Source organism: Amycolatopsis sp. NPDC114504 (assembly GCF_055633595.1).
On the sequence record NZ_JBVKDU010000004.1, the window covers coordinates 137,769 to 162,772 of the forward strand.

General features: G+C 71.8%; 26 protein-coding genes. 20 read left to right on the plus strand and 6 right to left on the minus strand.

Translation table 11 applies throughout. From position 1 onward, the window contains the following. Window positions 1–8: 8 nt before the first annotated feature. From ACZ7PG_RS30510 to ACZ7PG_RS30570, 13 genes are all read left to right on the plus strand, one after another. Entirely contained in the window at window positions 9–431 is a 423-nt protein-coding gene (locus tag ACZ7PG_RS30510) for an RrF2 family transcriptional regulator (protein ID WP_470242570.1), read from the plus strand. 11 nt (window positions 432–442) lie between these two features. Further along, window positions 443–871: a cupin domain-containing protein gene (locus ACZ7PG_RS30515; RefSeq protein WP_470242571.1), complete on the plus strand. Its 429-nt coding sequence runs from the start codon at window positions 443–445 to the stop codon at window positions 869–871. A 3-nt stretch (window positions 872–874) separates the two neighbouring features. Beyond that, window positions 875–1,600, plus strand: coding sequence for a DsbA family oxidoreductase (locus ACZ7PG_RS30520; RefSeq protein WP_470242572.1), 726 nt, complete (start codon window positions 875–877; stop codon window positions 1,598–1,600). Between the two features lie 101 nt (window positions 1,601–1,701). Beyond that, window positions 1,702–2,670, plus strand: a complete 969-nt coding sequence (locus ACZ7PG_RS30525) for an ABC transporter substrate-binding protein (protein WP_470242573.1) — start codon at window positions 1,702–1,704, stop codon at window positions 2,668–2,670. After that, entirely contained in the window at window positions 2,667–3,467 is an 801-nt protein-coding gene (locus ACZ7PG_RS30530; RefSeq protein ID WP_470242574.1) for an ABC transporter permease subunit, read from the plus strand. Before ACZ7PG_RS30525 ends, ACZ7PG_RS30530 begins: the two co-directional genes overlap by 4 nt. A gap of 9 nt (window positions 3,468–3,476) precedes the next feature. Then, window positions 3,477–4,445 (plus strand): ABC transporter substrate-binding protein, encoded by a 969-nt coding sequence (locus ACZ7PG_RS30535; RefSeq protein ID WP_470242575.1) that lies wholly within the window; start codon window positions 3,477–3,479, stop codon window positions 4,443–4,445. Beyond that, entirely contained in the window at window positions 4,442–5,140 is a 699-nt protein-coding gene (locus ACZ7PG_RS30540) for an ABC transporter ATP-binding protein (protein ID WP_470242576.1), read from the plus strand. The genes ACZ7PG_RS30535 and ACZ7PG_RS30540 overlap by 4 nt, the downstream gene beginning before the upstream one ends. Beyond that, the gene (locus ACZ7PG_RS30545; RefSeq protein ID WP_470242577.1) at window positions 5,137–6,597 is read left to right on the plus strand and encodes an FAD-dependent oxidoreductase; all 1,461 of its coding nucleotides are present in this window, start codon (window positions 5,137–5,139) and stop codon (window positions 6,595–6,597) included. Before ACZ7PG_RS30540 ends, ACZ7PG_RS30545 begins: the two co-directional genes overlap by 4 nt. Further along, complete coding sequence (locus tag ACZ7PG_RS30550) at window positions 6,594–6,947, plus strand: 4Fe-4S binding protein (RefSeq protein ID WP_470242578.1); 354 nt, start codon at window positions 6,594–6,596, stop codon at window positions 6,945–6,947. Before ACZ7PG_RS30545 ends, ACZ7PG_RS30550 begins: the two co-directional genes overlap by 4 nt. Continuing rightward, window positions 6,944–7,999 (plus strand): LLM class flavin-dependent oxidoreductase, encoded by a 1,056-nt coding sequence (locus ACZ7PG_RS30555; protein ID WP_470242579.1) that lies wholly within the window; start codon window positions 6,944–6,946, stop codon window positions 7,997–7,999. Before ACZ7PG_RS30550 ends, ACZ7PG_RS30555 begins: the two co-directional genes overlap by 4 nt. Then, the gene (locus ACZ7PG_RS30560) at window positions 7,996–10,227 is read left to right on the plus strand and encodes a molybdopterin-dependent oxidoreductase (protein ID WP_470242580.1); all 2,232 of its coding nucleotides are present in this window, start codon (window positions 7,996–7,998) and stop codon (window positions 10,225–10,227) included. The genes ACZ7PG_RS30555 and ACZ7PG_RS30560 overlap by 4 nt, the downstream gene beginning before the upstream one ends. Beyond that, window positions 10,224–10,712 carry a flavin reductase family protein gene (locus ACZ7PG_RS30565; protein ID WP_470242581.1) on the plus strand — a complete coding sequence of 163 codons (489 nt, stop codon included), beginning with the start codon at window positions 10,224–10,226 and terminating at the stop codon, window positions 10,710–10,712. Before ACZ7PG_RS30560 ends, ACZ7PG_RS30565 begins: the two co-directional genes overlap by 4 nt. A 628-nt stretch (window positions 10,713–11,340) precedes the next feature. Continuing rightward, a complete protein-coding gene (locus ACZ7PG_RS30570; RefSeq protein WP_470242582.1) occupies window positions 11,341–11,979 on the plus strand; it encodes an alpha/beta hydrolase family protein in 639 nt (212 codons plus the stop codon). Window positions 11,980–12,019: 40 nt separating this feature from the next. Here the strand turns inward: ACZ7PG_RS30570 and ACZ7PG_RS30575 are convergent, their stop codons facing one another. Further along, window positions 12,020–12,952 carry an NADP-dependent oxidoreductase gene (locus ACZ7PG_RS30575; RefSeq protein ID WP_470242583.1) on the minus strand — a complete coding sequence of 311 codons (933 nt, stop codon included), beginning with the start codon at window positions 12,950–12,952 and terminating at the stop codon, window positions 12,020–12,022. Next, the gene (locus ACZ7PG_RS30580; RefSeq protein WP_470242584.1) at window positions 12,949–14,772 is read right to left on the minus strand and encodes a flavin-containing monooxygenase; all 1,824 of its coding nucleotides are present in this window, start codon (window positions 14,770–14,772) and stop codon (window positions 12,949–12,951) included. The genes ACZ7PG_RS30575 and ACZ7PG_RS30580 overlap by 4 nt, the downstream gene beginning before the upstream one ends. Window positions 14,773–14,912: 140 nt before the next feature. On the opposite strand from ACZ7PG_RS30580, the gene ACZ7PG_RS30585 reads away from it, so the two are divergent. From ACZ7PG_RS30585 to ACZ7PG_RS30605, 5 genes are all read left to right on the plus strand, one after another. Next, a complete protein-coding gene (locus ACZ7PG_RS30585) occupies window positions 14,913–15,803 on the plus strand; it encodes an alpha/beta hydrolase (RefSeq protein WP_470242585.1) in 891 nt (296 codons plus the stop codon). A 51-nt stretch (window positions 15,804–15,854) separates the two neighbouring features. Beyond that, on the plus strand, window positions 15,855–16,460 hold the full coding sequence (locus ACZ7PG_RS30590) for a TetR family transcriptional regulator (protein WP_470242586.1): 606 nt from the start codon (window positions 15,855–15,857) through the stop codon (window positions 16,458–16,460). A gap of 82 nt (window positions 16,461–16,542) precedes the next feature. Continuing rightward, a complete protein-coding gene (locus tag ACZ7PG_RS30595) occupies window positions 16,543–16,971 on the plus strand; it encodes a DUF6640 family protein (RefSeq protein WP_470242587.1) in 429 nt (142 codons plus the stop codon). Window position 16,972: 1 nt separating this feature from the next. After that, window positions 16,973–17,260, plus strand: coding sequence for an antibiotic biosynthesis monooxygenase family protein (locus ACZ7PG_RS30600; protein ID WP_470242588.1), 288 nt, complete (start codon window positions 16,973–16,975; stop codon window positions 17,258–17,260). Window positions 17,261–17,275: 15 nt separating this feature from the next. Then, window positions 17,276–18,016, plus strand: a complete 741-nt coding sequence (locus ACZ7PG_RS30605) for an SDR family NAD(P)-dependent oxidoreductase (RefSeq protein ID WP_470242589.1) — start codon at window positions 17,276–17,278, stop codon at window positions 18,014–18,016. Window positions 18,017–18,026: 10 nt separating this feature from the next. Here ACZ7PG_RS30605 and ACZ7PG_RS30610 read toward each other — a convergent pair whose 3' ends face one another. Further along, window positions 18,027–18,692, minus strand: coding sequence for a TetR/AcrR family transcriptional regulator (locus ACZ7PG_RS30610; protein WP_470242590.1), 666 nt, complete (start codon window positions 18,690–18,692; stop codon window positions 18,027–18,029). Between the two features lie 49 nt (window positions 18,693–18,741). Here ACZ7PG_RS30610 and ACZ7PG_RS30615 point away from each other — a divergent pair, with 49 nt between their 5' ends. Then, complete coding sequence (locus ACZ7PG_RS30615) at window positions 18,742–19,671, plus strand: NADP-dependent oxidoreductase (protein ID WP_470242591.1); 930 nt, start codon at window positions 18,742–18,744, stop codon at window positions 19,669–19,671. 33 nt (window positions 19,672–19,704) lie between these two features. Here the strand turns inward: ACZ7PG_RS30615 and ACZ7PG_RS30620 are convergent, their stop codons facing one another. Both ACZ7PG_RS30620 and ACZ7PG_RS30625 read right to left on the minus strand, forming a co-directional pair. After that, on the minus strand, window positions 19,705–20,202 hold the full coding sequence (locus tag ACZ7PG_RS30620) for a GNAT family N-acetyltransferase (protein ID WP_470242592.1): 498 nt from the start codon (window positions 20,200–20,202) through the stop codon (window positions 19,705–19,707). A gap of 41 nt (window positions 20,203–20,243) precedes the next feature. Then, the gene (locus ACZ7PG_RS30625) at window positions 20,244–21,170 is read right to left on the minus strand and encodes an RNA polymerase sigma factor (protein ID WP_470242593.1); all 927 of its coding nucleotides are present in this window, start codon (window positions 21,168–21,170) and stop codon (window positions 20,244–20,246) included. A gap of 128 nt (window positions 21,171–21,298) precedes the next feature. On the opposite strand from ACZ7PG_RS30625, the gene ACZ7PG_RS30630 reads away from it, so the two are divergent. Further along, window positions 21,299–22,165, plus strand: a complete 867-nt coding sequence (locus tag ACZ7PG_RS30630; protein WP_470242594.1) for an alpha/beta fold hydrolase — start codon at window positions 21,299–21,301, stop codon at window positions 22,163–22,165. A 26-nt stretch (window positions 22,166–22,191) separates the two neighbouring features. On the opposite strand, the gene ACZ7PG_RS30635 is transcribed toward ACZ7PG_RS30630, so the two are convergent. Continuing rightward, complete coding sequence (locus ACZ7PG_RS30635; RefSeq protein ID WP_470242595.1) at window positions 22,192–24,990, minus strand: glycoside hydrolase family 2 protein; 2,799 nt, start codon at window positions 24,988–24,990, stop codon at window positions 22,192–22,194. Window positions 24,991–25,004: the final 14 nt, after the last annotated feature.

Here is a 25,004-nt window from a genome sequence, read left to right on the forward strand (position 1 = left end):
TGGCGGGCATGCGCATCTCGGCCAGGGCGGACTACGCGATCAGGGTGCTGCTCGAGCTCGCCGCGGACACCACGCGGCCGATCACCTGCGAAGCCGTCGCGTCGACGCAGGACATCCCGGCCCGGTTCATCAAGGCGGTCATCCGCGACCTGCGCCAGGCCGGGCTCGTCCGCAGCCAGCGCGGCTGCGAGGGCGGCTACTGGCTGGCCAGGCCCGCCGGCGAGATCACCGTGCGGGACGCCGTCGTGGCGGCCGACGGCGAGTTCCTCTCCGTCCGCGGCGAACCCCGGCCCGCGCTGAGCTACCACGGCACCGCCGCCGGCCTGACGCCGTTCTGGTCGGACGTCGAAGCCGGGCTCGACGCGCTCCTGCGCGCGACGACGATCGCCGACTTACTGACCGACGCGGCCCCGGCCCGCGTCGCGACCTGAAGGGACTTCCCATGACCGACCTCTGGCACCAGCCGCTGCGTCACATCCGCGGCGCCGACCTGACCGGCGACACCAACCAGACCACCGGGATGAAGCGCCTGGAGGCGATCTCCGGCAAGACCGTCGGGTCGTCGAAGGTGTGGATGGGCGAGACGCACGTCGCCCCGGTCACCAACTCCGGCGACCACCACCACGGCGAGGCCGAGACCGCGATCTACGTCAAGTCCGGCCACCCGGTGTTCGTCTTCGCCGACGGCGAGGAGGAGGTGCGCATCGAAGCGGGGCCGGGCGACTACATCTTCGTGCCGCCGTACGTGCCGCACCGCGAGGAGAACCCGACGGACGAGGAAGCCGTCGTGATCATCGCGCGCAGCAGCCAGGAGGGCATCGTGGTCAACCTGCCCAGCCTGTGGTCCCCGGTCGACGTGCCCGAGGACTGAGGCGTGCCGCTCGACGTCGTCGAATACACCGATCCCGCCTGCCCCTGGGCGTGGGGATCGGAGCCGAAGTTCCGCCGGCTGCGGGCGGAGCTGCCGGAGGCCCGGTGGCGCCGGGTCTTCGGCATCCTCTTCGACGACGACGAGGACCCCGCGCCGGACCCGGCCGCGGAAGCCGCCTGGTACGCGAAGTTCATCGACGGCGTCACCGAGCACACCGGCGCCCCGAAGCCCGCCCACCTGTCCTGGGTGGCCCGCACGAGCTGGCCCGCTTCCCTCGCCGCGAAAGCCGCTGAGGCGCAAGGGAAAGCCGTCGCCGAGCTCGTCTTGACCCGGCTGCGGGAAACGACGTTCCTGCACGGCACCCCGGCCGATGACACCGAGCGCGTGCTCGACGCCGTCGAAGGCGTGCCGGGCCTCGACGTCGAGCTTCTGAAAGCAACCATGACGAGCGACGAAGTCCGCCAGGCCGTGCGCGACGACTGGCGTGAGACGCGCGACCCGTGCCCGGAAGTCCTCGACATCACCGCGCCCGGACCGCACAGCGGCCGCGCGAAGCACCTCGAACACCACGTCCGCTACGCCCTGCCGACGCTGACGTTCACCGGGCCCGGCGGCCGGTTCGTCGTTCCCGGCTGGCGTCCGCTGCGCGAGTACTTCGACGCCGCGCGCGCCGCGACGGTCCACAGTGGATCTCTTCCCGGCTCGTGGGAACCCGGCCGCGGGCGTTGACTCTCCCCGGCCGCGGGGGAAAATAGACACAAGCCGGTGACCATTCAGCCCGGCACCGCCACCGATTCTCCGCGACCCGACACGCATTGGGGAGTTCCCGCATGCCCTCGAAACCCCGGCTCGCCCTGCTCGTGGCCGCCCTGCTCGGCCTCACCACGCTCACGGCGTGCGGGTCGTCCACTTCGGACGCTTCCGGCGAGGTCGTGCTGCGCGTGGGCGACCAGACCGGTGCCACGCAGTCCCGGCTCAAGGCGGCCGGGCTGCTCGACAACCTGCCGTACAAGATCGAGTGGTCCCAGTTCGCCGCGGCGGTCAACCTGCACGAAGCCCTGCGCGCGGACGCCATCGACATCGGCGGCGCCAACGACTCCCCCACGGTCACCGCGATCGCCGGCGGCTCCAAGATCAAGGTCGCCGCGGCCTGGAGCAACGGCGGCAAGGGCACCTACCTCCTGGTGCCGAAGGACAGCCCCGCCCGCACGGTCGCCGACCTCAAGGGCAAGCGGATCTCCCCCACCACCCGCGGCAGCGTCGCGCACTACCTGGTGATCGGCGCGCTGAAGCAGGCCGGCCTCACGGACAAGGACGTCACGCTCAACTTCCTCGCGCCTTCCGAGGCGAACGGCGCGTTCTCGACCGGCAACATCGACGCCTGGGCCACCTGGAGCGTCTACGCCGCCCGTGCCCGCGGTGAGCTCGGCGCGCGGGTGCTGTCCGACGGCGCGGGCATCAACTCCGGCCTCAACGTGTTGTCCGCCACCGACAAGGCCTTGGGCGACCCACGCAAACGCAGCGCCATCCAGGACTTCGCGAGCCGCGTCGACAAGAGCTACACGTGGTCGAAGGACAACCCCGACGCCTTCGACAAGTGGTACGCCGGGTTCGCGCACCAGCCTCTGGAAGTCGCCGCCCAGGTCCGCCCGGACGAGACGACCTACCAGCGCATCCCGGTCGACGCCGCGCTCGCCGCCCAGCTGCAGAAGACCTACGACACGTGGGTCCAGCAGGGTCTGTTCCCCGGTGGCAAGAAGCTGAGCGAGTACGTCGACTCCGGGCTCGATCCGCGATGACCCGCGCTGCCGCCCGGCCCGTGGTCGTCCGCTTCCCGTACCGGGCCGTCTCCTGGCTGACCCCGATCGCCGTGCTCGCGCTCTGGGAACTCCTGGCCCGGACCGGGATCCTGCCCCGGCAGGTGCTGCCGGCGCCGAGCAGCGTGCTGGCCAAGGCGAGCGACCTGGTCGCCGACGGCGAGCTGCCGTCGAACCTGCTGGCCAGCCTCCGGCGGTCGGCGACCGGGTTCGCCATCGGCGCGAGCCTCGGCCTCGGGCTCGGGCTGCTCGTCGGACTGTCCAAAGTGGCCGAAGCGCTGCTGGACCGCAGCATCCAGATGGTCCGCGCGGTGCCGTTCCTCGCGATCCTGCCGCTGGTGATCGTCTGGTTCGGGATCGGCGAGGCCGGGAAGATCTTCCTCATCGCGCTCGGCACCGCCGTCCCGCTGTACCTGACCACCGTGCTCGGCATCCGCCAGATCGACCCGAAGCTCCTGGAAATGACCGACATCGTCGGCCTCGGCCGCGTCGCGCGCGTCCGCTGGGTCGTGCTGCCGGGTGCGCTGCCGTCGATCCTCGGCGGGCTCCGGCTGTCGCTGACGGCGGCCTGGCTCGCGCTCGTCATCGCCGAAACCCTCGGCGCCGACGCGGGCCTCGGGTTCATGGCCACCAACGCCCGCGAGTTCCTGCAGACCGACGTGATCGTGCTCGTCGTGCTCATCTACGCCGTGATCGGGATCCTCTGCGACCTCGTCACCCGCCTGCTCGAGCGCCGCCTGCTGCGCTGGCACCCCACCTACGCCCGCCTGACCGCCTGAGGAACCCCCATGACACTCTCCCGCCGCACGTTCCTGACCGCAGCCGGGCTCACCGCCCTCGCCGCCCCGCTCGCCGCGTGCGCCACCGGCTCGGCCGGCGGTGCCACCGAGGGCAAGGTGCGGCTGACCTACAGCACCATCTCCGTCCCCAAGTCGCGGGGTGTGCTCGAAAAAACGCTCAAGGACCAGGGCATCACCGTCGAGTGGGTAGGCCCGTTCCCCAACCACGCGCCGACGCTGCAGGCCGTCGTCGGCGGCACCGCCGACTTCAGCTTCGGCGGCAGCACCACCCCGGCCGACCAGGCGATCCTCTCGGGCGCAGACCTCGTCTACGTCGCCTGGGCGGCGTCGGCCCCGCGGACCACCGCGATCGTCGCCGGCGCGCACACCGGCATCGAGAAGGTCACCGACCTGGCGGGCAGGACGGTCGCGGTCAACAAGGCCGGGCTCGGGGAGTTCCTGCTGGTCGCGGCGCTGGAGAAGTACCACGTGCCGCGCGACTCCGTGAAGATCACCTACCTCAACCCGCCCGAGGCGTCCGCGGCCTTCGGCGCCGGGAAGATCGACGCCTGGGCCATCTGGCAGGGCTTCCGCGAGATCGCCGAGGTCCAGTACGGCGCCAAGCCCATCTTCGTCGACGGCGACGAGCTGGACTTCCAGATCGACTTCACCAGCTACCTCGTCCGCCGCGACTACGCCGAACAGAACGCCGACACCATCCGCAAGGTCATCGCCGCGTTCCAGGCCGACTACGAGTGGCAGAACCAGCACTACAAGGAGTCCCTCGACATCGGCAACGCCGTCTCCCACTACCCGCAGGCGGTGCTGGACAAAATGGCCGCGAAGAACGTCCAGACGAAGCTGGCGCTGATCAACGACGACGGGATCGCGCAGCTGCAGCGCGGCGCCGACTGGCTGACCCAGCGCAAGATCCTCAGCGGGCCGATCACCATCGCCGACCACGCCGTGAAGCTGTGAGCACCGCCGTGCGCGTGCGCGCGCTGACCAAGAGCTTCGGGCCGCGGACCGTCCTGAGTGGACTCGACCTCGACATCGCGCCCGGTGAGTTCGTCGCGCTCATCGGCGAAAGCGGCTGCGGCAAGACGACGTTGCTGCGGCTGCTCGCCGGGCTCGAGGCGCCGGACAGCGGGGACCTCGACGCCCCGGCCGAGCGGATGGTGGTGTTCCAGGAACACCGGCTGCTGCCGTGGCGGCGGGTCTGGCAGAACGTCGCCGTCGGCCTCCCCCGCGAGGCCGCCGCCCGGGCGTTGACCGAAGTCGGGCTGGCCGGGCACCTCGACGCCTGGCCGGTCACATTGTCCGGCGGCGAGGCCCAGCGCGTCGCGCTCGCCCGGGCGCTGGTCCGCGAGCCCCGGCTGCTGCTGCTCGACGAACCGTTCGCCGCCCTCGACGCGCTGACCCGGATCAAGATGCACGCCCTCGTGCGGCAGCTCGTCGCCGTGCACCGCCCGGCCGTCCTGCTGGTCACCCACGACGTCGACGAGGCCATCCTCCTCGCCGACCGCGTGGTCGCGATGCGGGCCGGGCGGCTCGCCGCCGAACACCGCGTCGGCTTCGAGGGCGAGCGCAGCCGCCGCAACCCGGAGTTCGAGGAGCTGCGGTACCGGCTGCTGGCCGAGCTCGGCGTCGCCGAACTGGCCGAGACCCGGTGAACGCCGACGTGCTCGTCATCGGCGGCGGCCTCGCCGCGACCTGGACCGCCTTGGCCGCGGCCCAGGCCGGCGGCGACGTCGTGCTGGTGGACAAGGGCTACTGCGGCACCAGCGGCGTCACCGCCACGGCCGGGGTCACCCACTGGTTCGTCCCGCCTTCGCGGCACGAGCAGGCGGTGACCGAGCGGCACGCGCACGCGGGCGGGCTCGCCGATCCCGAGCAGGCGCTGCGGGTGCTGCGCACGACGTGGGAGCGACTGCCCACGTTGGACCGGTACTACCCGTTTCCGCTCCGGGACGGGCAACCCGACCGGACGAACAACGTGCGCGGACCGGAGTACCTGCGCGCGATGCGCGGCCTCGTCCACCGCGCCGGCGTCCGGATCCTCGACCACCACCCGGCCCTCGAACTGCTGCTGCGCCCGGACGGCTCGGTCGGCGGCGCGGCCGGCGTCCGGCGGCAGGCGGGCGGGAACTGGCAGGTCCGCGCGGGTGCGGTCGTGCTGGCCACCGGGGGCACGGCGTTCCGCTCGCACCTGCTCGGCTCCCGCGGCAACACCGGCGACGGCCATCTGATGGCCGTCGAGGCGGGGGCTCGACTGTCCGGCATGGAGTTCTCGAACTACTACACACTCGCCCCGGCGTTCTCCACGATGGCCCGGTCGATGTCGTACCTGTTCGGCACCTACACCGACGCCGGCGGCCACGTGCTCGACCTGCCGTCCGGCCCGGAGCGCAACCGCGTCCTCGGCGCGGCGCTGCTGCGCGGGCCGGTGTTCACCACGCTCGCCCGGGCACCGGAGTGGGTGCGCCGGAAGATGCCCTTGGTGCAGCCGAACTTCCTGCTGCCGTTCACCCGCCGCGGCCTCGACCCCTACCGGGACCGGTTCGAGGTCACGCTGCTCGGCGAGGGCACGATCCGCGGCGTCGGCGGGCTGGTCGTCCGAGGTACGGACTGCGCCACCGACGTCCAGGGCCTGTTCGCCGCCGGGGACGTCGCGAGCCGGGTGCCGGTCGTCGGCGCCATCTCCGGCGGCGGCTCGCCGAACTCGGCGTGGGCGGTCTCCTCGGGCACGTGGGCCGGGCGGGCCGCGGTCCGGCACGCGCGCGGCTCCGTCGCGGCTCCCCTGCGCCCGGCCGGCCGGGCGGGGATCCGGCCGAGCGGACGTCGCGCGGCGGTCGACACCACCGCCGTGGTGGACGTCGTCCGCGAGGAGCTGAACGCCTACGACAAGAACATGTTCCGCGACGCCGCCGGCCTCCGAGGTTCTTTGTCTACATTGGACTCCTTGTGGACGGACGTCGAAGCGGGCTTGACCGGCACCGGCAGGGACGCCGTGACCGCGCGCGAAACGGCGTCACTGGTCGCCATGGGCCGCTGGGTCAAGGCCGCGGCTCTGCGACGGCGGGAGACCCTGGGGATGCACTGGCGGACCGACGGGCAGGAGGTCGCATGATCGAACTCGTCCTCGCCGACCGGTGCATCGCCTGCGACAAGTGCGTCCAGGTGTGTCCCAGCGACGTCTTCGACGCCGTCCCGGACGCCCCACCGGTCATCGCCCGGCAGTCCGACTGCCAGACCTGCTTCCTCTGCGAGCTGTACTGCCCGGTCGACGCGCTGTTCGTCGACCCCGACTGCCGTACCGCCGTCACCGTCGACGAAACCGCCGTGCGGGCGGGCGACTGGCCCGCGCAGTACCGGCGCGACTCCGGCTGGGGCCGGGCGCGCCGCACCCACGCCAACGAAAGCTGGCGGATGAGCGACATCTTCGCCGCCGCCCGCGCCCTGGGACAGGAGACCCCGTGACGCTCGAGTTCATCGGCTACGCCGCCGGCCGCCAGGCCAGCGAGATCGTCGCGCCGGAAGGCCCGATCATCCAGCCCGGCTACCTGCGCGAGGTCGCCCGCACGCACGAAGAAGCCGGGTTCGACCGCGTGCTGATCGCCCCGTCGGCGAGCAGCCCGGACGGGTTCGTGCTCGCCGACCAGGTCCTCGCCGCCACCGAGCGGCTCGGCGTGCTGCTCGCCCACCGGCCCGGGTTCGTCGCGCCCACGCAGCTGGCCCGCAAGTTCGCCACGCTCGACGCGTTCCACCCCGGCCGGATCGCGCTGCACGTGATCACCGGCGGCGACGACGCCGACCAGGCCCGTGACGGCGACTTCACCGACAAGCCCACCCGCTACCGCCGCACCGACGACTTCCTCTCGGTGGTGCGCCGGACGTGGGACTCGGCCGAGCCGTTCGACCACGAAGGCGAGTTCTACCGGGTCCGGGGCGCGCGCTCGGACGTCCGGCCCTCGCGAGGGATCCCGGTGTACTTCGGCGGCGCGTCCGCCGACGCGATCCGGGTCGGGGCGAAGCACGCCGACGTCTACGCCTTCTGGGGTGAGCCCCTGGCCGGGATCGCCGAGCGCATCGAGCAGGTCCGCGCGGCCGCCGACCGGGACATCGCGTTCAGCGTCAGCCTCCGGCCCATCCCCGCGGCGACCGAAGCCGAGGCGTGGGAGCGGGCCCGCGACATCCTGCGGCTGACTCAGGACCGCGTCGGCGAGTTCAAGGGCCGCCGCGACTCCAGCGAAGCGGTCGGGTCGCGACGGCTGCTGGAGGCGGCCGCGACCGGCGACGTGGTCGACGAACGGCTGTGGACGGCGGTGGCGAAGACGACCGGCGCCGCCGGGAACTCGACCGCGCTGGTCGGCAGCTACGAGCAGGTCGCGGACTCGCTGCTCGACTACGTCCGCCTCGGTGTCGGCACGCTGCTCATCCGCGGGTTCTCACCGCTGGCCGACGCCCGCGACTACGGCACGCTGGTGAAGCTCGTCCGGGAGCAGGCCGACGCGGTTACCGTCGGGGCATGAAGCCGAGCACATCGCACTGGGGAGCCTTCTCCGCCGAGGTCGACGCCGACGGCCGGCTGCGGGTCGAGCCGCACCCGGCGGACCCCGCGCCGTCTCCGCTGCTGGGCAACCTGGCCGCCGCGCTGGACCACCCGAGCCGGGTGGCCCGGCCGGCGGTCCGCCGCGGCTGGCTCGAAGACGGCCACGGCCCGGACGAGCGGCGCGGCCGCGACGAGTTCGTCGAAGTGCCGTGGGACGAGGTCCTCGACCGGCTGACCGCCGAACTGGACCGCGTCCGGACCGAGCACGGCAACCAGGCCATCTTCGGCGGCTCCTACGGCTGGGCCAGCGCCGGGCGGTTCCACCACGCGCAAAGCCAGCTGCACCGGTTCCTGAACACCATCGGCGGCTTCACCTCGTCGCGCAACAGCTACAGCAACGGGACGTCCTCGGTGCTGCTGCCGCACGTCGTGGGCGACGCGCACGCGGTACTGCGGCAGGCGTCGACCTGGCCGACGATCGCCGAGCACACCGAGCTGATCGTCGCGTTCGGCGGGGTGCCGGAGAAGAACGTCTTCGTCACGCCCGGCGGGGTCACGGCCCACGGCACGCCCGGGCACCTCGCGCGGTTCGGCGGCCGCGTCGCACTCGTCAGCCCGCTGCGCGACGACGTCCCGTCCACCGTGGATTCCCGGTGGTACCCGATCCGGCCCGCGACCGACACCGCGCTGATGCTGGCGCTCGCCCACACGCTCGTCGTCGAGAACCGGCACGACCGGGCGTTCCTCCACCGCTACTGCGTCGGCTACGACGAGTTCGAGCGGTACCTGCTCGAAGGTCCGAAGGACGCCACGTGGGCCTCCGGGATCACCGGCATCCCGGCGGCCGACATCGTCGCGCTGGCCAGGGAGATGGCCGCGCACCGGACACTGGTCACGGTGACGTGGTCGCTGCAGCGCACCGAACACGGCGAGCAGCCGGTGTGGGCGGGCATCGCGCTGGCCGCGATGCTGGGGCAGATCGGCCTGCCCGGTGGCGGGTTCGGCCACGGCTACGGCTCGATGGGCGACGTCGGCGACACCGGACCCGAGCTGCGGATCCCGTACCTGCCCCAAGGCCGCAACCCCGTCGGCGAGTTCATCCCGGTCGCGCGGATCGCCGACCTGCTGCTGCACCCCGGCGACCCTTACGACTACAACGGCGAGCTCCGCAGCTACCCCGACATCCGGCTCGTGTACTGGGCCGGCGGCAACCCGTTCCACCACCACCAGGACCTCAACCGCCTGCGCCGCGCGTTCACCCGGCCGGACACGATCATCGTCCACGAACCCCACTGGACGGCCACCGCCCGCCACGCCGACATCGTGCTCCCGGCGACCACCGCCCTGGAACGCGAGGACCTCGGCTCCGGCCGCCGCGACACGCACGTCATCGCGATGCACCGGATCGCGGCTCCCGCGGGAGAAGCGCGTGACGACTACGAGATCTTCGCGGCTTTGGCCTCCCGGCTCGGCGTTCTCGACGCCTTCGCCGAAGGCCGGACCCCGAGGCAGTGGCTGGAGCACCTCTACGGCGAATGGCGCACCGCGCCGACGTTCGAGCAGTTCTGGGCGGACGGCGAGCTGCGGCTCCCACCCGGCCGCGAGCACCACACGCTGTTCGCGAACTTCCGCGCCGACCCGGACGCCCATCCCCTGCGCACCCCGAGCGGCCGCATCGAGATCACGTCGGCGACCGTCGCGGGGTTCGGCTATCCGGACTGCCCCGGTCACCCGGTCTGGCTGCCCCCCACCGAAACCGGGCCGCTGTGGCTGATCGCCAACCAGCCACGCACCCGGCTGCACAGCCAGCTCGACGCCGGCGACGTCAGCCGGGCAGGCAAGGTGGCGGGCCGCGAACCGGTCCGCCTCAACCCGGCCGACGCGGCGGCCCGCGGCATCGCGACCGGCGACGTCGTCCGGGTGTTCAACGCCCGCGGCGCCTGCCTCGCGGGCGCCGTCCTCGACGACGCACTCCGCCCGGGCGTGGCCCAGCTGCCGACGGGCGCCTGGTTCGACCCGGTCGACGACCACCCGTCGGGCCCGCTGTGCGCGCACGGCAACCCGAACGTCCTGACCGCGGACATCCCCTCGTCCCGCCTGTCGCAGGGCTGCGCCGGCCAGCACGCCCTGGTCGAGATCGAACGATTCACCGGCCCGGTGCCGGAAGTACGGGCCTGGCGGCCACCGATCGAAAGCGGGAACCGATGATCGAGCTGCACCCCGTGTCCTCCGAAAGCCGGCTGCGCGAAGCCTTCGGCTGCTTCCCGTCCGGGGTCACCGCCGTGTGCGGCCTCATCGACGGCGTCCCCCACGGGCTGGCCGCCAGCTCCTTCACTTCCGTCTCGCTGGCTCCCCCGCTGGTCTCGATCTGCATCCAGCACACGTCGTCGACCTGGCCACGGCTGCGCGGCCGACGTCTCGGCCTGAGCGTCCTGGCCGAGGGCCAGGACGACGCCTGCCTCCGCCTGTCCGCCCGCCGCGGCGACCGCTTCCGTGACGTCGAGTGGGAGCCCGGCCCGCACGGCAGCGTGTTCATCAGCGGCTCGAGCGCCTGGCTGGAGTGCTCGGTGCACGAGGAGGTCCCGGCCGGGGACCACCTGATCGCGTTGCTGCGCATCCACGGCCTGCGCACGGCCGAGAACCCTCCCTTGGTCTTCCACGGCAGCCGGTTCCGCCGGCTCGCCGCGGTGTGACCCGGCCGGACGTGCGCTCCGTTCCCCGGCGGCTACGCGCGAGCGAGGATGTCCGCGGCCACTCGCCCGGGAGCCTCGATGTGCGGACGGTGGCCGAGGTCCGGGTATCCGACCACGTCGGCGTCCGGGATCCGGCTCCGCAATCCGCAATCGGCTCGAGGCGGTCGCGATGGGCCGCCCGCTCGGGGATGTACCGGAGCAGCCGCGCGGTCAGGTCGGGGTCGGGATGGCCGGCGCGCCGCGCGGTAGTGCAGCCCGGCCACCTCGGGGTCCGGGGGGTGCCCGGGTGAGAAAACCCGCGACCAGGACCGGGTGAAACGCCGTTCGTCGAGGGAGCGGGCGAGGAGGCTGCCGAGCACGGGCCACACGGCTCGGGAGTCCTATCTGCGCGCGGCGGCGGTCTACCGGATCGCCCGGTTCCCGATCAACCGGTCACCGCGCGGCCAGGACGCCTGGGAACGGGGCAAGGCCGCCTACAAGAAGGGGGGGACGCCTGCTCGATCCGCCCAACGTCCCGGTCACCATCCCCTTCCCCCACGCCGACCCCGGCGCCGGCGACGACGCGGGCGACATCCCGGCCTACGTCCGGCTCCCTCGCGGCGAGCGACCCGCGGGCGGCTGGCCGGTCGTGCTGTTCCTCTGCGGCCTCGACGCCTACCGCACCGACCACACGCCACGCACCCGGCAGCACGTCGAGCGCGGCCAGGCCACCGTCAGCATCGAGATCCCCGGAACCGGCGACTGCCCCGCCGCCCCGGGCGACCCGGCCTCGACCGACCGGCTGGTCGAGAGCGTCCTCGACTGGATCGCCACCGACCCCGGCCGGCACGGCTTCGACTCCTCGGCCGTCATCGCGTGGGGCGTTAGCACCGGCGGCTACCACTCCTTCCGCGCCGCCCACACCCACGCCGGCCGCCTCCTCGGTGCCGTCGCCCAAGGCGGCGGGAGCCACCACATGTTCGACCCGGCCTGGATCCGCGCCCAGAACCAGCCCGGACCCCGACACCGCCCGCGAACGCTACGCCGCGGAGGCGCACCGCTTCAGCCTCGTCTCCGCCGGCCTCGTCGGGTCCCCACCTGCCGGCTGCTGGCCATCAACGGCATGGAGGACTCCATCTTCCCGGTCGAGGACACCCTCCTCGTCGCCGCACCCGGCCGCGACAAGGACCTCGTCCTGCGCGCCAATCTCGGCCACATGGGCAACCCGGGCGCCGAACCGATCCTCCACGCCTGGATCGACGACCTCATCGCCGAGCACGCCGGCTGATCACCACGCCGGACGACGTGGTGGTCGCCGCCGTCGGGATTCAGCCCGTGGTGATGATCAGCTTGCCGCCCTTGGGGGTGCCGTGGCGTTCGAGCTCGGTGAGCGCCGGGATCGCGTCGGCGAGCGGCACGGTCCGGGCGACCGGGATCAGCAGCTGTCCCCGCGCGGCCATGCGGACCACCTCGTCGAGGTCCTCCGTGCTGGGCCGGCCCATCATCACCCGGTACGGTCCCGGTAGGACACTCCTGGCGAACTTCGCCGGCGTGGGGACGATGTCGATGATGCGGCCGCCGGGCCTCAGCAGCGTCCGCGCTGACGAGGCCGAGAGCGTGCCGGGCGTGTCGAGGACGAGGTCGAACCGTCCTCGCAGCCGCGCCGGGTCGAAGCCGGGCTCGACGATCGGGTCGATGCCGAGCTCGTGCGCTTCCGCCACGGCGGTGGCCCGGCAGCTCCCGCCCACCGAGGCGCCGGACAGCACCGCGATCTGGGCGGCGGCCCGGCCGACGCCGCCGAGGCAGCCGTTGACGAAGACGGCCTGCCCGGCTCGGAGGTTCCCCTTGCCGAGGATGGCCTGGAACGCGGTGATGCCGACGACCGGGATCGCCGCGGCCCGCTCGTAGGACAGCTCCGCGGGCTTGGGCACCACCGCCTTTTCCTCGGCGATGACCATCTCGCCGAACGCCCCCGCCCCCTTGAGGCTCGTCCCGCCGACGACCGCTTCGCCGACCCGTAACCTGGTGACGTCCGCACCGATCGCCTCCACCACGCCCGCGAAGTCGTTGCCGAACCCTCGTGGGAAGGCACGGCCGGTCATCAGGCGCAGCTCGCCGCTGCGCATCTTCCAGTCCATCGCGTTGGCGGCCGCGGCCTTCACCCGCACGAGCACCTCGCCCGGGCCCGGGCGGGCCGGCTCGAAATCCTCCAGCTTCAGGACGTCCGGGCCGCCGTACCGGTGATACTGGAGTCGCTTCACAGCGAGGCCTTGGTGATGGCGACGTCGCGGTCCACGCCGGTCGCGGCCCACTCCCGCACGACGGCGAGGTAGCCGAGGGGCCCGGGGCCGTACTGGCCGCCCATCACGGTCGGTTTCGGGTCGTCGAGCTTGCCCTCGTTGTTGTAGTAGCTCGGGGTGCATTCCGCGTCGTACCGGGTGCGGTCGACGTGCACCCGGGCCAGTTCGTCGGCCCAGCGCCGCTCGGCGTCGGCGGTCACCTCGGCGACGGTGACGCCGGCCCGCAGGAACCGTGCGGTCAGCGCCGCGACGTGCTCGGCCTGGCGGGAGGTGACGTGCGGGAAGTTGATCGAGATGGCGGCCTGCTCGATACCGCCGAGGAGGAAGAAGTTCGGGAAGGAGCTGGTCATCATGCCGTGCAGGCTGCGCATCCCGTCCTGCCAGTGCTGGGCCAGGGTCACCCCGCCCCGCCCGATGAGCTGGTACCCGCCGGCTTCGTAGGTGTAGGCGCCGGAGTCGAACCCGGTGGAATAGATGATCAGATCGACCTCGTGCTCGACCCCGTCGACCACGACCCCGCGTTCGGTGATGTGGTCCACCCCGCGGCCGTCGGTGTCGACCAGGGTGACGTTGTCGTGGTTGAACGCCGGGTAGTAGTCGTCGCTGAACAGCGGGCGCTTGCAGAAGTAGTCGTACCAGGGCTGCAGCGACTTCGCCGTGGCCGGATCACGGACGGTCTCGGTCACCCGCGCCCGGATCTCCTCCATCTTGGCGAAGTCGACGGCCTGCATCGCGGCGAAGTCCGGCGCCGCGCCCGGTCCACTGTGGACCGCCGCCGCGACCCGCCGGGCCATCCGGGTGGCCTCGTCGTCGACGAGGTCCTCCACCGGCAGGCCCGCCATGAGCTCGACGAAGTTGTCCATGCGCTCGCGCTGCCAGCCGGGCTCCTGCGCGCGGTACCACTCCGGGTCGGTCGGCCGGTTGCCCCGCGTGTTGACGATCGCGGGAGTGCGCTGGAAGACATACACTCGCTGTGCGCTCTCGGCGAGGTGCGGCAGGATCTGGATGGTGCTCGCGCCGGTGCCGATCACCGCGACCCGCTGGTCCGCGAGCTTGTCCAGCCGGCCGTCCCAGCCGCCGCCGGTGACCCGGTAGTCCCACCTGCTGGAGTGGAACGCCTTTCCCCGGAAGTGCTCGATCCCCTTGATGCCCGGGAGCTTGGGCCGGCTCAGCGGGCCGGTGCCGACCATCACGAACCGCGCGCGCAGCACATCCCCCCGATCGGTGGCGACCATCCACCGGGACGACTGCTCGCTCCAGACGACCTGGGTGACCGTCGTGCCGAGCAGCGCCCGCGAGTAGAGGTCGTAGTGCCGTCCGATCGCCCGGGCGTGCTCGAGCATCTCCGGGCCACCGGCGTACTTCTCGCTCGGTACCGTCCCGATCTCTTCGAGCAACGGCATGTAGACGTAGGACTCCATGTCGCAGCGCACGCCGGGATACCGGTTCCAGTACCAGACGCCGCCGAAGTCACCGGCCTGGTCCACGATCAGGAAATCGCGCACCCCGGCCTCGTCCAGTCGCGCCGCCATCGACAGCCCGGCCCAGCCGCCGCCGAGGACGAGGGCGTCGACCTCGACGGACCGGGCTTCGCGAGGCCGGCCTCCGGGACTCGACTCCAGGTACGGGTCGGCCGCGAACTTCGCGTAGTCCCCGCTGACGTCCAGGTACTGCTCGTTGCCGTCGGGCCGCAGCCGTTTGTCCCGCTCCTGGCGGTACTTCTGCCGGAGCCGCGCGGGATCGAACTCGCCGGAAGCTCTCCGGTCACTGCTGTCGCTCATGGCGGTCCCTCTCCTCGCGTTGTCGCGCCGTGACATCACATTAGCACGCGATGTCGCGGCGCGACATCATGCTACGTTCGATGTCGCGGCGTGACATCCGACACCGCGATCCGGCCACCGTCGAGAAGGCAGGTCACCCCATGAGCAAGGCACAACGTGCGCAGGTCGACGCGATCCTGCGACAGCCGCGGCCCGCGCCGCGGAACCTGGAAGAAATGCGCGCCGGCTACGCCGCGACGCAAGCCCGGATGGTGGTCCCGGACGGGATCCGCACCTCGGAGACGACGCTCGGCGACCGCCGCGCCCTCCTCATCGAGCCGACCGGAGGCACCCGCCCGGGAACGATCCTGTACTTCCACGGCGGCGCCTGGAGCCTCGGCTCGCCGGAGACAGCGCTTTCGCTGACCGGGGCCCTCGTCAGCCGCACGAGGGTGCGAGCGCTGTCCGTGGACTACCGCCTGGCTCCGGAGCACCCGTACCCGGCGGCGGTCGACGACGGCGCGAACGCCTACCGCGCCCTGCTGGACAACGGCGAAGACCCCGCACGCATCGCGCTGGCCGGAGACTCGGCCGGCGGCTCACTGGCCGTCACGACCGCGCTGCGGGCCCGGGAATCCGGCCTGCCCGCGCCCGCTGCGGTCGTCGCCTTCTCCGGCGCCTTCGACGTGACCCTCAGCGGCGAGAGCATGGACACCAAGGCGGGCATCGATCCGATCTTCACACGGGAGATGCTCGGACCGGTGGTCGGCCTGTACTGCGCCGGCCAGGACCTGCGGCATCCGCACCTGAGCCCCGCCCTGTCGGCGGACCTCACCGGATTCCCGGCGACGCTGCTGCAAGCGGGCACCCACGAGGTCCTGCTCGACGACTCGGCTCGCCTGGCGGCCCGCGCGATCGACGCGGGAGTCGACGTCGTCCTCGACGTCACCGCCGAGGTCCCCCACGTCTTCCAGAGCTTCGCCGGCGTCCTCGAGGAAGCAGGCCACGCCCTCGACCGCGCGGCGCTGTTCCTGTCTCAACACTTGCACTGAGGCTCCGGCCGCGTTGTCACGACGAGTCATCACGGGAGGTACACTCCCGCCATGCCCCGATGGGAAGAAGGCAGCGAGACGCGGATGAAACAGGCCGCCATGGAGCTGTTCGAAGAGCAGGGTTTCGAGGCCACCAGCGCGGTCCAGATCGCCGAACGCGCCCGCGTCACCACCCGGACCTTCTTCCGGTACTTCCCGGACAAGGAAGAGATCATCTTCGCCGACGCGGACCTCCTCAAGGAGGTGCTCGTCGGGGAGCTCCTGCAGACCCCGGACCTCACGCAGCCGCTCCAGGCGGTGGTCCGGACCTTGACCGGGTACGACTGGGAATCCCTCGGATCGCGGGAAACCCTGCACCGGCGCAGCCGGATGATCACCGAGAACCCCCGGCTGCTGGAACGCGACCTGATCAAGCAGCACCAGATGGCCGAAGGGTTCCGCCAGGCCCTCTGCGAGCGTGGAATCGACCCCGACATCGCGGAGCTCGCCGCCAGCACGGGCAGCCAGATCTTCCGCACGGCCTACCGGAAGTGGCTGGAAGGCCAGGACGACACCGACCTGACGACCATCACGGAAACCGTGCTGTCCCTGCTCACCACCATCGTGCCCGCGACCCGGTCTCCGCGGCGCCGGACTCCGGCCACCCGGCACCCCTGACCACCCGACCCACGGGTTGACGTCGCGCCGTGACATCAGTAGCGTGATGTCACGGCGCGACATCACATTCAAAGGGGCCGAAATGTCAGATCGCAACCGCACGAAGTTCCCGTGGGGAAAGGTGCTCATCTCGATTTCCGCGGCGGGAACCGCGGTCGGCGTTTATGTGGCCGACTGGAACGAAACGCACATTCACAACCCGACGTGGCCACCGCACGCGAAGTTCCACAACGCGCAGACCATGAGCATGGGCGTCGCACTGGGAGCGGCGGTCCTCCACTACCTGTGGAAACCGAACCAGACGCGCGCGTCGCTCGACGCGGCCGCCGTCATCGCGAGCATGTACGGCCTCACCCAGCTGTCCGTCGCGTTCTACCCGGGCATCTCCAGCGTCGACCCGCCCGGCAAGAACACCTGGCCGCAGCTCATGACCACCCTGCCCAGCCTCGGGTTCGTCCTCGGCGGCTACCTGCTGGAACGCCGCCGCACCCACCACAATGGAGAGTACTGACATGATCATCGAAATCGCCCAGATCACCGTGAAGCCGGGCACCGAGAAAGAATTTACGGAAGCGCACATCGCCGCCAGCGAGGGGTTCGAGGCCGCCGAGGGAGTGCTTTCGGCCCGCCTCACCCAGGGGGTCGAAACCCCGACGAATTTCGTGCTGCTCGTGGAATGGACCGATCTCGCGGCCCACGAGCGCTACCGCGAAACCGAACAGTACGCCCAATGGCGCAAGGCGATCAGCCCGTACCCCGCCGGGCCCGCCGCCGTCCAGCACACCCACGTCGTCGCCTGACGGCGAGAGATGACCATGACCGATAGATTCGCAAACCGCGTAGCCGTCGTCACGGGCGGCGCTTCGGGGATCGGCCTCGCCGTCGCGCGGCAGATCGCGGCCGAGGGAGGCCGGGTCGCCCTCTGGGATCTCGACGCCGGCAAGCTGAAGGACGCCCGGGACCACAGCGGCGCCGCTTACGTGCACGCGGTCGACGTGACCGATGCGTCCGGTGTCGGCGAAGCGCACGCGGCGACCGTCGAGGAACTGGGCCCGGTCGACGTCCTGGTCACGTCCGCCGGCATCATCGGGCCCATGCGGCCGGTCGGTGAGCTGTCCTATGAGGACTGGCGCCGCATCAATGCCGTGAACCTGGACGGGACGTTCCTGTGCTGCACGGCAGTCGTGCCGTCCATGCGCGAGCGCGGCTACGGGCGCATCGCGACGGTTTCGTCGATAGCCGGCAAAGAGGGCGTTCCCGGAGGCGCCGCCTACGGAGCTTCGAAAGCCGGTGTCATCAGTTTGACGAAGACCCTCGGCAAGGAGCTCGCCCCGTTCGGCGTGACGGTCAACACCATCACGCCCGGCCCCACCGAGACGGCCATGGTGAACGACGTGCCGGCCGAGGCGATCGAGATGATGAAGCGCATGGTGCCGATGGGACGCATCGCGGCCGCGCGGGAGATCGCCGACGTCCTCTGTTTCATGGTGAGCGAGGCGTGCAGTTTCACGACCGGTGCGGTGTTCGACGCCTCCGGGGGCCGGGCCAACTATTGAATCGGCGGCCTCAGGGCGCTGCTCGAGTGCCGCTGCTCCGGGCCCGGCCGAGCTCGGCCCGGGACAGCGGCAACCGGACGGCGGGCGGCAACGGCGTCCGGACGGGGTCCGCCCGGAACGACTGGAGCATCAGGGCCGCGAACCGGCGGGAGGCCGCCACCCGCAGGTCGGGCGTCTCGGCGCGGATGCCTTCGTTCGCCATCAGCGCGAGGCTGATGTCCTCCAGCACGAAGTCGTCCCGCAGCTCGCCTGCTTCCTTCGCGAGCCGCACCAACCGGAGCAGCAGCCGCAGCGTCCGGTCACGGTCCGCGGCGAAGTGGGCGATGCCGGGCACCTGCGAGGTGAACGCGCGGGCGAAGCCGCGGTCGAGGGCGTGCACCTCCATGAGCCGCTCGACGACCAGGCAGAACCCGCGCCACGGATCGTCGGCCGCGAGGCCTTCCTCGACGATGGCCCGGCACGAGGCCAGCTGTTCGGCGAAGGCCTCGGCCAGCAGGGCTTCCTTGGTCCGGAAATGCCGGTAAACGGTCGCGACACCGACTCCGGCGCGCCGGGCGATCTCGCGGATCGGCACGTCCAGGCCTTCGGCGGCGAAGGCCGCGCGGGCGACCACGAGGATGCGCCCGCGGTTGTCGCGCGCGTCGGAGCGCAGCGGTGCTCTCACTTCGGCCGTCACCGCTCTCACTTTAGCCAACCGGACGGGGTGCTCCGTTACATTCGCCCGTATGAGAGCTGTCCAGTTTTCTTCGTACGGCCCGCCGAGCACGGTGGAGGTCGCCGACGTGCCGGCGCCGCACGCCGGCCCGGTTGAAATCCGCGTCGCCGTAAGGACTTCCGCGATCTCGCCGGGCGAGATCCGGCTCCGTTCCGGGGAGCTGCGGGACGTCGTGCCGGTGAAGTTCCCGTTCCGCACCGGCTTCGACGCGGCGGGCGTGGTCGACGAGATCGGCCCCGGCGTCACGGATGTGCGGATCGGCGATCCGGTGTTCGGCATGGCTCCCGCGGCCACGCGCGGGGCGAACGCCGACTTCGCGGTGCTGGCGGCGTGGGCGCCGAAGCCGGCGGAGTGGAGCTGGGCGGAAGCGGGCGGCGCGGCGGGAGCGGCCGAGACGGCCACCCGGGTGCTCGACCGCCTCGCGGTCCGCGCCGGGCAGACGGTGCTGGTGCAGGGCGCGGCGGGCGGGACGGGCACGGTCGCGGTCCAGTTCGCCACCGCCCGCGGCGCGCGGGTGATCGGCACGGCGAGCCCGGGAAACCACGGCTTCCTGCGGTCGCTGGGCGCGGAAGCGACGACGTACGGCCCGGGGCTGGTCGAGCGGGTCCGCGCCTTGGCACCGTCCGGAGTGGACGCGGTATTCGACTGCGCAGGCGGCGCGCTGCCGGACCTCATCGAGCTGACCGGCGACCCGGCGCACGTGGTGACGATCGCCGACTTCGCGGCGGCAGAGCACGGGGTACACATGTCGCACGGTTCACCGGCTGGCTCCGGCGCGGATCCTTTGGCGTTACACGCGCTTTCGGCCGCGGTCGCGCTGGCCGCCGAAGGGCGGTTGCGGATTCCGGTCGCGGCGACGTTCCCGCTCAGTGAGGTCGCCGCCGCGCACGAACTCAGCGAAAGCCGCCACGCACGCGGGAAAATCGTGCTGCAGCACTAGTATCGCGACGACACTCGGCCTGCTTCACATGTGTCACGAGACGGGCGGCAGCGCGAGCCAGTCCTGCCACGCGATGTCGCGGCCCAGGAAGCGGGGCTGGTGGAAAGGCCAGTCGGCGGCGATCCACTTCGGTACCAGCGCGTCGAGCGCCTGCTCCACTTCGCTGCCGACGAGGTCGTCCACCACCCACCATGCCACCTCGCCGTCGGAACCGGTGCGCTCGGGTGGGTCGATGTACACGCAGCCGAGGATCGCCGTCTCCTCTTCGTCCAGCAGCGCGTAGTTGAACGACTGATGCGCGGCTATCTCCTTCTCGTGCCGCAGCAGGTCGAGGCGGTCCTCCTCGAACGTCATCGTCTCCCTGGGCCAAGACCAGGCCGGACCGAAGATTCCCCACAATCGCTCCTGAGAGCCCATCACAGCCGGGTAATCGAGAGCGGTGTCCGACTCACGGATCGGCCGCAAATGAAGCCCGGTGTCGGGCACGGGCGTGTAGACCGGGTGGACGAAATCGTCGGGCAGCCAGCTCATGGCTGCCGAGGCTACTCCTGATCATGCGCTCGAGCGGCACCTCACCTCGGGAGAACCGGGCGGCTTTCCGGGAAGAACAGCCGCAGGCGGTTCACCCGGCCCTGCGGGTGGGACATCAGCCAGACCACCGCCGGCGGGCAGTGGTGCGGGTCGTGGGCCGGGCTGATCATCTCCATCTCCCACACCGTGAAGTCGCGGCTGGTCACCGCCTGGCGGAGGTGCTGCCGCACGCCGTGGGCCAGGTCCATCTCCATTCCGGCCACCGCCATGTCCGCGCCGCCCCGGTAGCCCTGGCCGCTGATCATGCTCATGCCGGGCGCCCAGCGGTCGGCGACGACGTCGGCGAACTCGCCGCGCCCCGCGGCGGACAGCGTGTCGTTCGCCTCCCGGGCGCTCGCGGCGTTGCGCGCGGCCGCGTCGTCGTAGGCCTGGTCCGCGGTGGCCAGCAGCGCTTCGGACAACTTCGCCCTGGCCTGGTTCAGCCGGCTGCGGACCGTGCCGACCGGGAGCTCGCAGGCGGCCGCGATCTGCTCGTACGACGTGACATCGCTGAAGTGGCGCAACATCACCACCTCCCGCAGCGCGGGCGACAGCCGGTCGACCGCGTGCCAGATCCAGTCACGCGACACGTGGTCGTCGAGGACGCGTTCGGGCGTCACGGGATCGGCGGGCAGGTGCGGGTCCGCGACCGGCACGAGCCGGCGGGCGGCGCGCAGGCGTGCGCGGCAGGCGTTGCGGACGATCGCCCGCAGCCACGGACCGGCCGCGGCCGGGTCGCGCAGGGTCCCGATCCGGCGCAACGCGAGCAGCGCGGCGTCCTGCAGGGCGTCTTCGGCGTCCGGTCCGTGCCCCAGGATGCTCAGCGCCACGGCGCGCATGCCGGCCTCGTGCCGGGCGAGCAGTGTCCCGAGAGCGCCGACGCTGCCCGCCCGAGCGCCGCGCGCCAGCTCGATCTCGGGGTCGGTCACGGATTCATCCTCCCGGTCTGCGGCTCCACTGATGATCGACGATGTGACGCACGTCATGCCGGCCGGGTCGAACTTCCCGCCGACGACCCCATCTTGCCCGTGTCCCCGCACCCCACGATCGGAGTTCCATGGACATCGGCACCCACACCGTCGAGCTCGACGGCATCCCGCAGCGCTACCACGTGCACGGCCGCGGGCCGGTGTGCGTCGTGCACCCCGGCGGCCCCGGAGTGGACTGGGAGTACCTGCGGACGCCGGCGCTCGAACCGCACCTGACCATGGTCTACATCGAGCCGATCGGCACCGGCGGCTCCGGGCGGCTGGCGTCGCACCCGCACGGCTACACCCGCGACCGCTACGCCCGCGCCCTGCTCGCGCTGCTCGACCACCTCGGCCTGGACACGGCCGTCCTCCTCGGGCACTCCCACGGCGGGTTCGTCGTGCAGTACTTCGCGCTGCACCACCCGGACCGCGTCGCCGGGATCGTGCTGTACGACAGCGCGCCCGTCACCGGCCCGGAGCACGGCGCCGAAGCCCAGCGCCGCGTCGAGGAGTTCGCGCACCGCAACGCCGACCGGCCGGACCTGCCCCACGTGCTGGCCGCCCTTCAGGCGACCGCGTCGATTTCGGACGACGACGAGATGAACGCCGCCCTGCGGGGCCTGCTGCCGGCGTACTTCGCCGACTACTGGGGCCGGGAGGAGGAGTTCGCGCCGCTGCGGAAGACGGTGCGCGGCACCCACATCTCCGGACTGGACGCGCAGCTGGCCCCGGACACGATCGACGACCGCGCGACGCTCGGCTCGCTGGCCGTCCCGGCGCTGGTGATCGTCGGCCGGTACGACGTGATCTGCGGTCCCCGCTGGGCGCGCGAGCTGGCCGCCCTGATCCCCGGGTCCCGCCTCGTGGTGCTGGAGCACAGCGGTCACTTCGGTCATCTGGAAGAGCCCGGCCTGTTCGGCGAGGCGGTGGTGGACTTCGTCGCCGGCGGCTGAACCACCGGGCGTTTCCCGCAAGGATTTCACCCGTCGAAACGGAGGAACACCGTGCGGTGGTAGTCGCCCGTTCCGGTGTTCGGGCGGCTCTCCGGGCCCAGCGACGCGACTCCGTGGAACTTGTTGCCGATCGGCGCGATCCCGTCCAGCAGCGAGAGGGTGCCCGCCGGGTAGCTGACCACCGCGTTCTGCGGGTCCGGGCCCACCGCCGGGGTGAACAGCCGCAGGAACAGGCCCTCCTCCGCCGCGACCACCGTGACCGCGCCCTCGGTCGTGTCCAGCACCGCCCAGCAGGTCCGCGCGTGGTAGCCCTTGAACTCCGGGTACGCGAACCCGCTCGCCCCGGTCGCGGTGTCGTTGTACGGCTTGCTCCAGACGTCGGGAGCCACCCCGCGCAGCCGGTTCTTGTAGACGCGGTACGGCCCGTCGCCGAGCCACGTCAGGCCCCGGACGCGTCCCTCCGGGTAGTCGAAGTTCACGCCGAGGTGGTCGTGGTCGCCGGTGGCGTGGTAGCGGTACTCCAGCCGCAGCCAGCCGTTGGCGTCCAGGCGCCAGCGCACCGACGTCAGGTCGCCGCTGTAGTCGCACTGCACGACCCAGCCGGTGCCGTCGCGGAAGTGGCTGAACGCGGTGAGCGTCGCCGCCCCGCCGGCCGGCGCGGGGCCGTTGGCCAGCGATACCGGCGTACTGCCGCGGCGCACGCCGGTCAGCCGTCCGTCGGCCTTGCCGATGGTGACCCGGGTGGTTCCGGCGACGAGCGTCACGTCGGTGGCCGTCTCGGTCGCGGTGACGCTGCCCGTGGTCGCCGGCTTGACCAGGCGCGCCGCGAAGTCTGCTGCCTTGCGGACCCGCCACGTCCAGCCGGTGATCTCCCGGCCCGTCGGGTCGGTGACGCTCAGCCGCAGCGCGTCGGCGGCGGTCCAGTCGGCGGGCAGGCCGAGCGTCACCGCGCCGGTGGCGCCCGGGGCGACGTCCGGCGCGCCGGCCTGGCCTTGGGACAGGACCTGGTGGCCGGTTCCCGCGCCGGGTGCGGGGAAAGCCAGCAGCTGCCAGGTGAACCGGCACGTCCGGAGGTTCGTGAAGTCGTACCGGTTGACCAGCTTCACGGTCTTGTCGAACGACGCCGGGAAAATCGAGTCGTAGTAGGACGGACTGGCCAGCTGGACCGGTGACCAGATGTCCTTGATCGTGAAGTAACTCGCTTCCTTCTCGCGGTATGGGCCGAGGATACCGTCGGGAGCGCGGCTGCCGTTGGTGTCGAGGGCGCCGTCGCGGTCGTCGCGCACGACGCTTTCGTCGACGAGCGCCCAGATGAACCCACCCGCCGAGCGCTGGGCGCCGCCCATGAGCTTCCAGTAGTCGTTCAACCCAGCTCCGGCGCCGCCGTCGTAGAGCCCGTGCAGGAACTCGGTCGGCATGAAGATCGTGGTGCCGGCGGCCTTGCTCGCGGTACTGCTGTAGGTCTGGTAGTGACTGGTGTCGACGCCGCTGAACGTCGTCCACGGGTGCAGCACCGCCCGCCGCTGCGGGTCGTACTGCGCGAAGTCGTCGTCCAGCGCGGTGTTCCAGCCGCCCTCGTTCCCGTTGTCCCAGAACAGGATCGACGGGTGGTTGACGTCGCGCTCCACCAGGGCCTTGACCAGCGGGGCGCCGACGCCTTCGTCGTAGCGGCGCTGCCAGCCGGTCAGCTCGTCCAGGACGTAGAGCCCGAGCTCGTCGCAGAGGTCGAGGAAGTACGCGTCCGGCGGGTAGTGCGACATCCGGACGGCGTTCATGTTCATGTCCTTCATCAGCCCGATGTCCAGCCGGGCCAGCCGCGGGCTCGACGCCCGGCCGAGCGTCGGCCAGAAGGTGTGCCGGTTCGCTCCTTTGAGGACGATCCGCTTCCCGTTGACGTAGACGCCGTCGCCGGTCCGGACCTCGACCGTGCGGAACCCGAAGCGCTCGACGGTGCTGTGCCACGGCACACCGGCGGAACTCGCGAGCGTCAGCTCGACCTGGTGGAGGTTCGGCGTCTCGGCCGTCCACAAAGGAGGCTGGACCGCGGTGGTCGTCAGGGTCGCGCTGGTCGCGCCACTCGCCACGGCGACCGAGAACGCGCTGCCGACAGGAGTTCCGTCGAGGCGGCGCAGCTGCGCGGTCAGCCGGGCCGCCGCGGTCACACCGGCGAGCGTGACCTGGGCGGCGAACGTCCCGTCGGCACGGGCGTCGAGCGCGACGCGGTCGATCCGGGCGGCCGGGTACGCCACCAGCGACACCGGCCGGAAGATCCCGCCGAAGTTCCAGAAGTCGCCGCGGCGCTCGGCGTCGTTCACGGAGTTGTCGGCCGATTCCTTGCTGACGGTCGCTTCGAGCAGGTTCGGCTCACCGAGGCGCAGCAGGGCCGTGACGTCGTGGCGGAAGCGGTAGAAGCCGCCCTGGTGCACCGGTCCGGCCGAGACGCCGTTGACCCGCACGTCGGCGTCGGTCATGGCGGCCTCGAACACCAGGAAGATCCGGCGGCCGGCCCAGGACGCCGGCGGGGTGAACGAGTGCCGGTAGTCGCCCTTCTCCGCCGGGACGAGATCGCCGCCGTAGTGGTAGCTGCCGAAGCCGTGGCATTCCCAGTTGGACGGTGTCGGGATCGTGGCCCACTCCCCCGCGCGCCGGCCGGCCGTGACCTGGAAGTCCCAGTCGACGGTGTGGTCGGCGTCGCTGCCGGTGAGGAGCAGCGTTTCGGTCACCGGGCCGGTGCCGGCCGCCGCGGCGACTCCGGACGCCGGCAGTCCCGCCGCGGCCACGCCGGCCGCGCTGATCGCCAGAGCCTGACGACGGGTGAGTTCCACCAGGCCTCCCAGAT

What these genes read in the sequence shown, in the direction of transcription:
- ACZ7PG_RS30590 (WP_470242586.1), top strand. Translation starts at nt 15,855, where the DNA reads ATGCCCCGATGGGAAGAAGGCAGCGAGACGCGGATGAAACAGGCCGCC.
- ACZ7PG_RS30620 (WP_470242592.1), bottom strand. Translation starts at nt 20,202, where the DNA reads ATGAGCTGGCTGCCCGACGATTTCGTCCACCCGGTCTACACGCCCGTG.
- ACZ7PG_RS30600 (WP_470242588.1), top strand. Translation starts at nt 16,973, where the DNA reads ATGATCATCGAAATCGCCCAGATCACCGTGAAGCCGGGCACCGAGAAA.
- ACZ7PG_RS30515 (WP_470242571.1), top strand. Translation starts at nt 443, where the DNA reads ATGACCGACCTCTGGCACCAGCCGCTGCGTCACATCCGCGGCGCCGAC.
- ACZ7PG_RS30510 (WP_470242570.1), top strand. Translation starts at nt 9, where the DNA reads ATGCGCATCTCGGCCAGGGCGGACTACGCGATCAGGGTGCTGCTCGAG.
- ACZ7PG_RS30585 (WP_470242585.1), top strand. Translation starts at nt 14,913, where the DNA reads ATGAGCAAGGCACAACGTGCGCAGGTCGACGCGATCCTGCGACAGCCG.
- ACZ7PG_RS30595 (WP_470242587.1), top strand. Translation starts at nt 16,543, where the DNA reads ATGTCAGATCGCAACCGCACGAAGTTCCCGTGGGGAAAGGTGCTCATC.
- ACZ7PG_RS30560 (WP_470242580.1), top strand. Translation starts at nt 7,996, where the DNA reads ATGAAGCCGAGCACATCGCACTGGGGAGCCTTCTCCGCCGAGGTCGAC.
- ACZ7PG_RS30530 (WP_470242574.1), top strand. Translation starts at nt 2,667, where the DNA reads ATGACCCGCGCTGCCGCCCGGCCCGTGGTCGTCCGCTTCCCGTACCGG.
- ACZ7PG_RS30630 (WP_470242594.1), top strand. Translation starts at nt 21,299, where the DNA reads ATGGACATCGGCACCCACACCGTCGAGCTCGACGGCATCCCGCAGCGC.
- ACZ7PG_RS30615 (WP_470242591.1), top strand. Translation starts at nt 18,742, where the DNA reads ATGAGAGCTGTCCAGTTTTCTTCGTACGGCCCGCCGAGCACGGTGGAG.
- ACZ7PG_RS30580 (WP_470242584.1), bottom strand. Translation starts at nt 14,772, where the DNA reads ATGAGCGACAGCAGTGACCGGAGAGCTTCCGGCGAGTTCGATCCCGCG.
- ACZ7PG_RS30525 (WP_470242573.1), top strand. Translation starts at nt 1,702, where the DNA reads ATGCCCTCGAAACCCCGGCTCGCCCTGCTCGTGGCCGCCCTGCTCGGC.
- ACZ7PG_RS30535 (WP_470242575.1), top strand. Translation starts at nt 3,477, where the DNA reads ATGACACTCTCCCGCCGCACGTTCCTGACCGCAGCCGGGCTCACCGCC.
- ACZ7PG_RS30565 (WP_470242581.1), top strand. Translation starts at nt 10,224, where the DNA reads ATGATCGAGCTGCACCCCGTGTCCTCCGAAAGCCGGCTGCGCGAAGCC.
- ACZ7PG_RS30550 (WP_470242578.1), top strand. Translation starts at nt 6,594, where the DNA reads ATGATCGAACTCGTCCTCGCCGACCGGTGCATCGCCTGCGACAAGTGC.
- ACZ7PG_RS30605 (WP_470242589.1), top strand. Translation starts at nt 17,276, where the DNA reads ATGACCGATAGATTCGCAAACCGCGTAGCCGTCGTCACGGGCGGCGCT.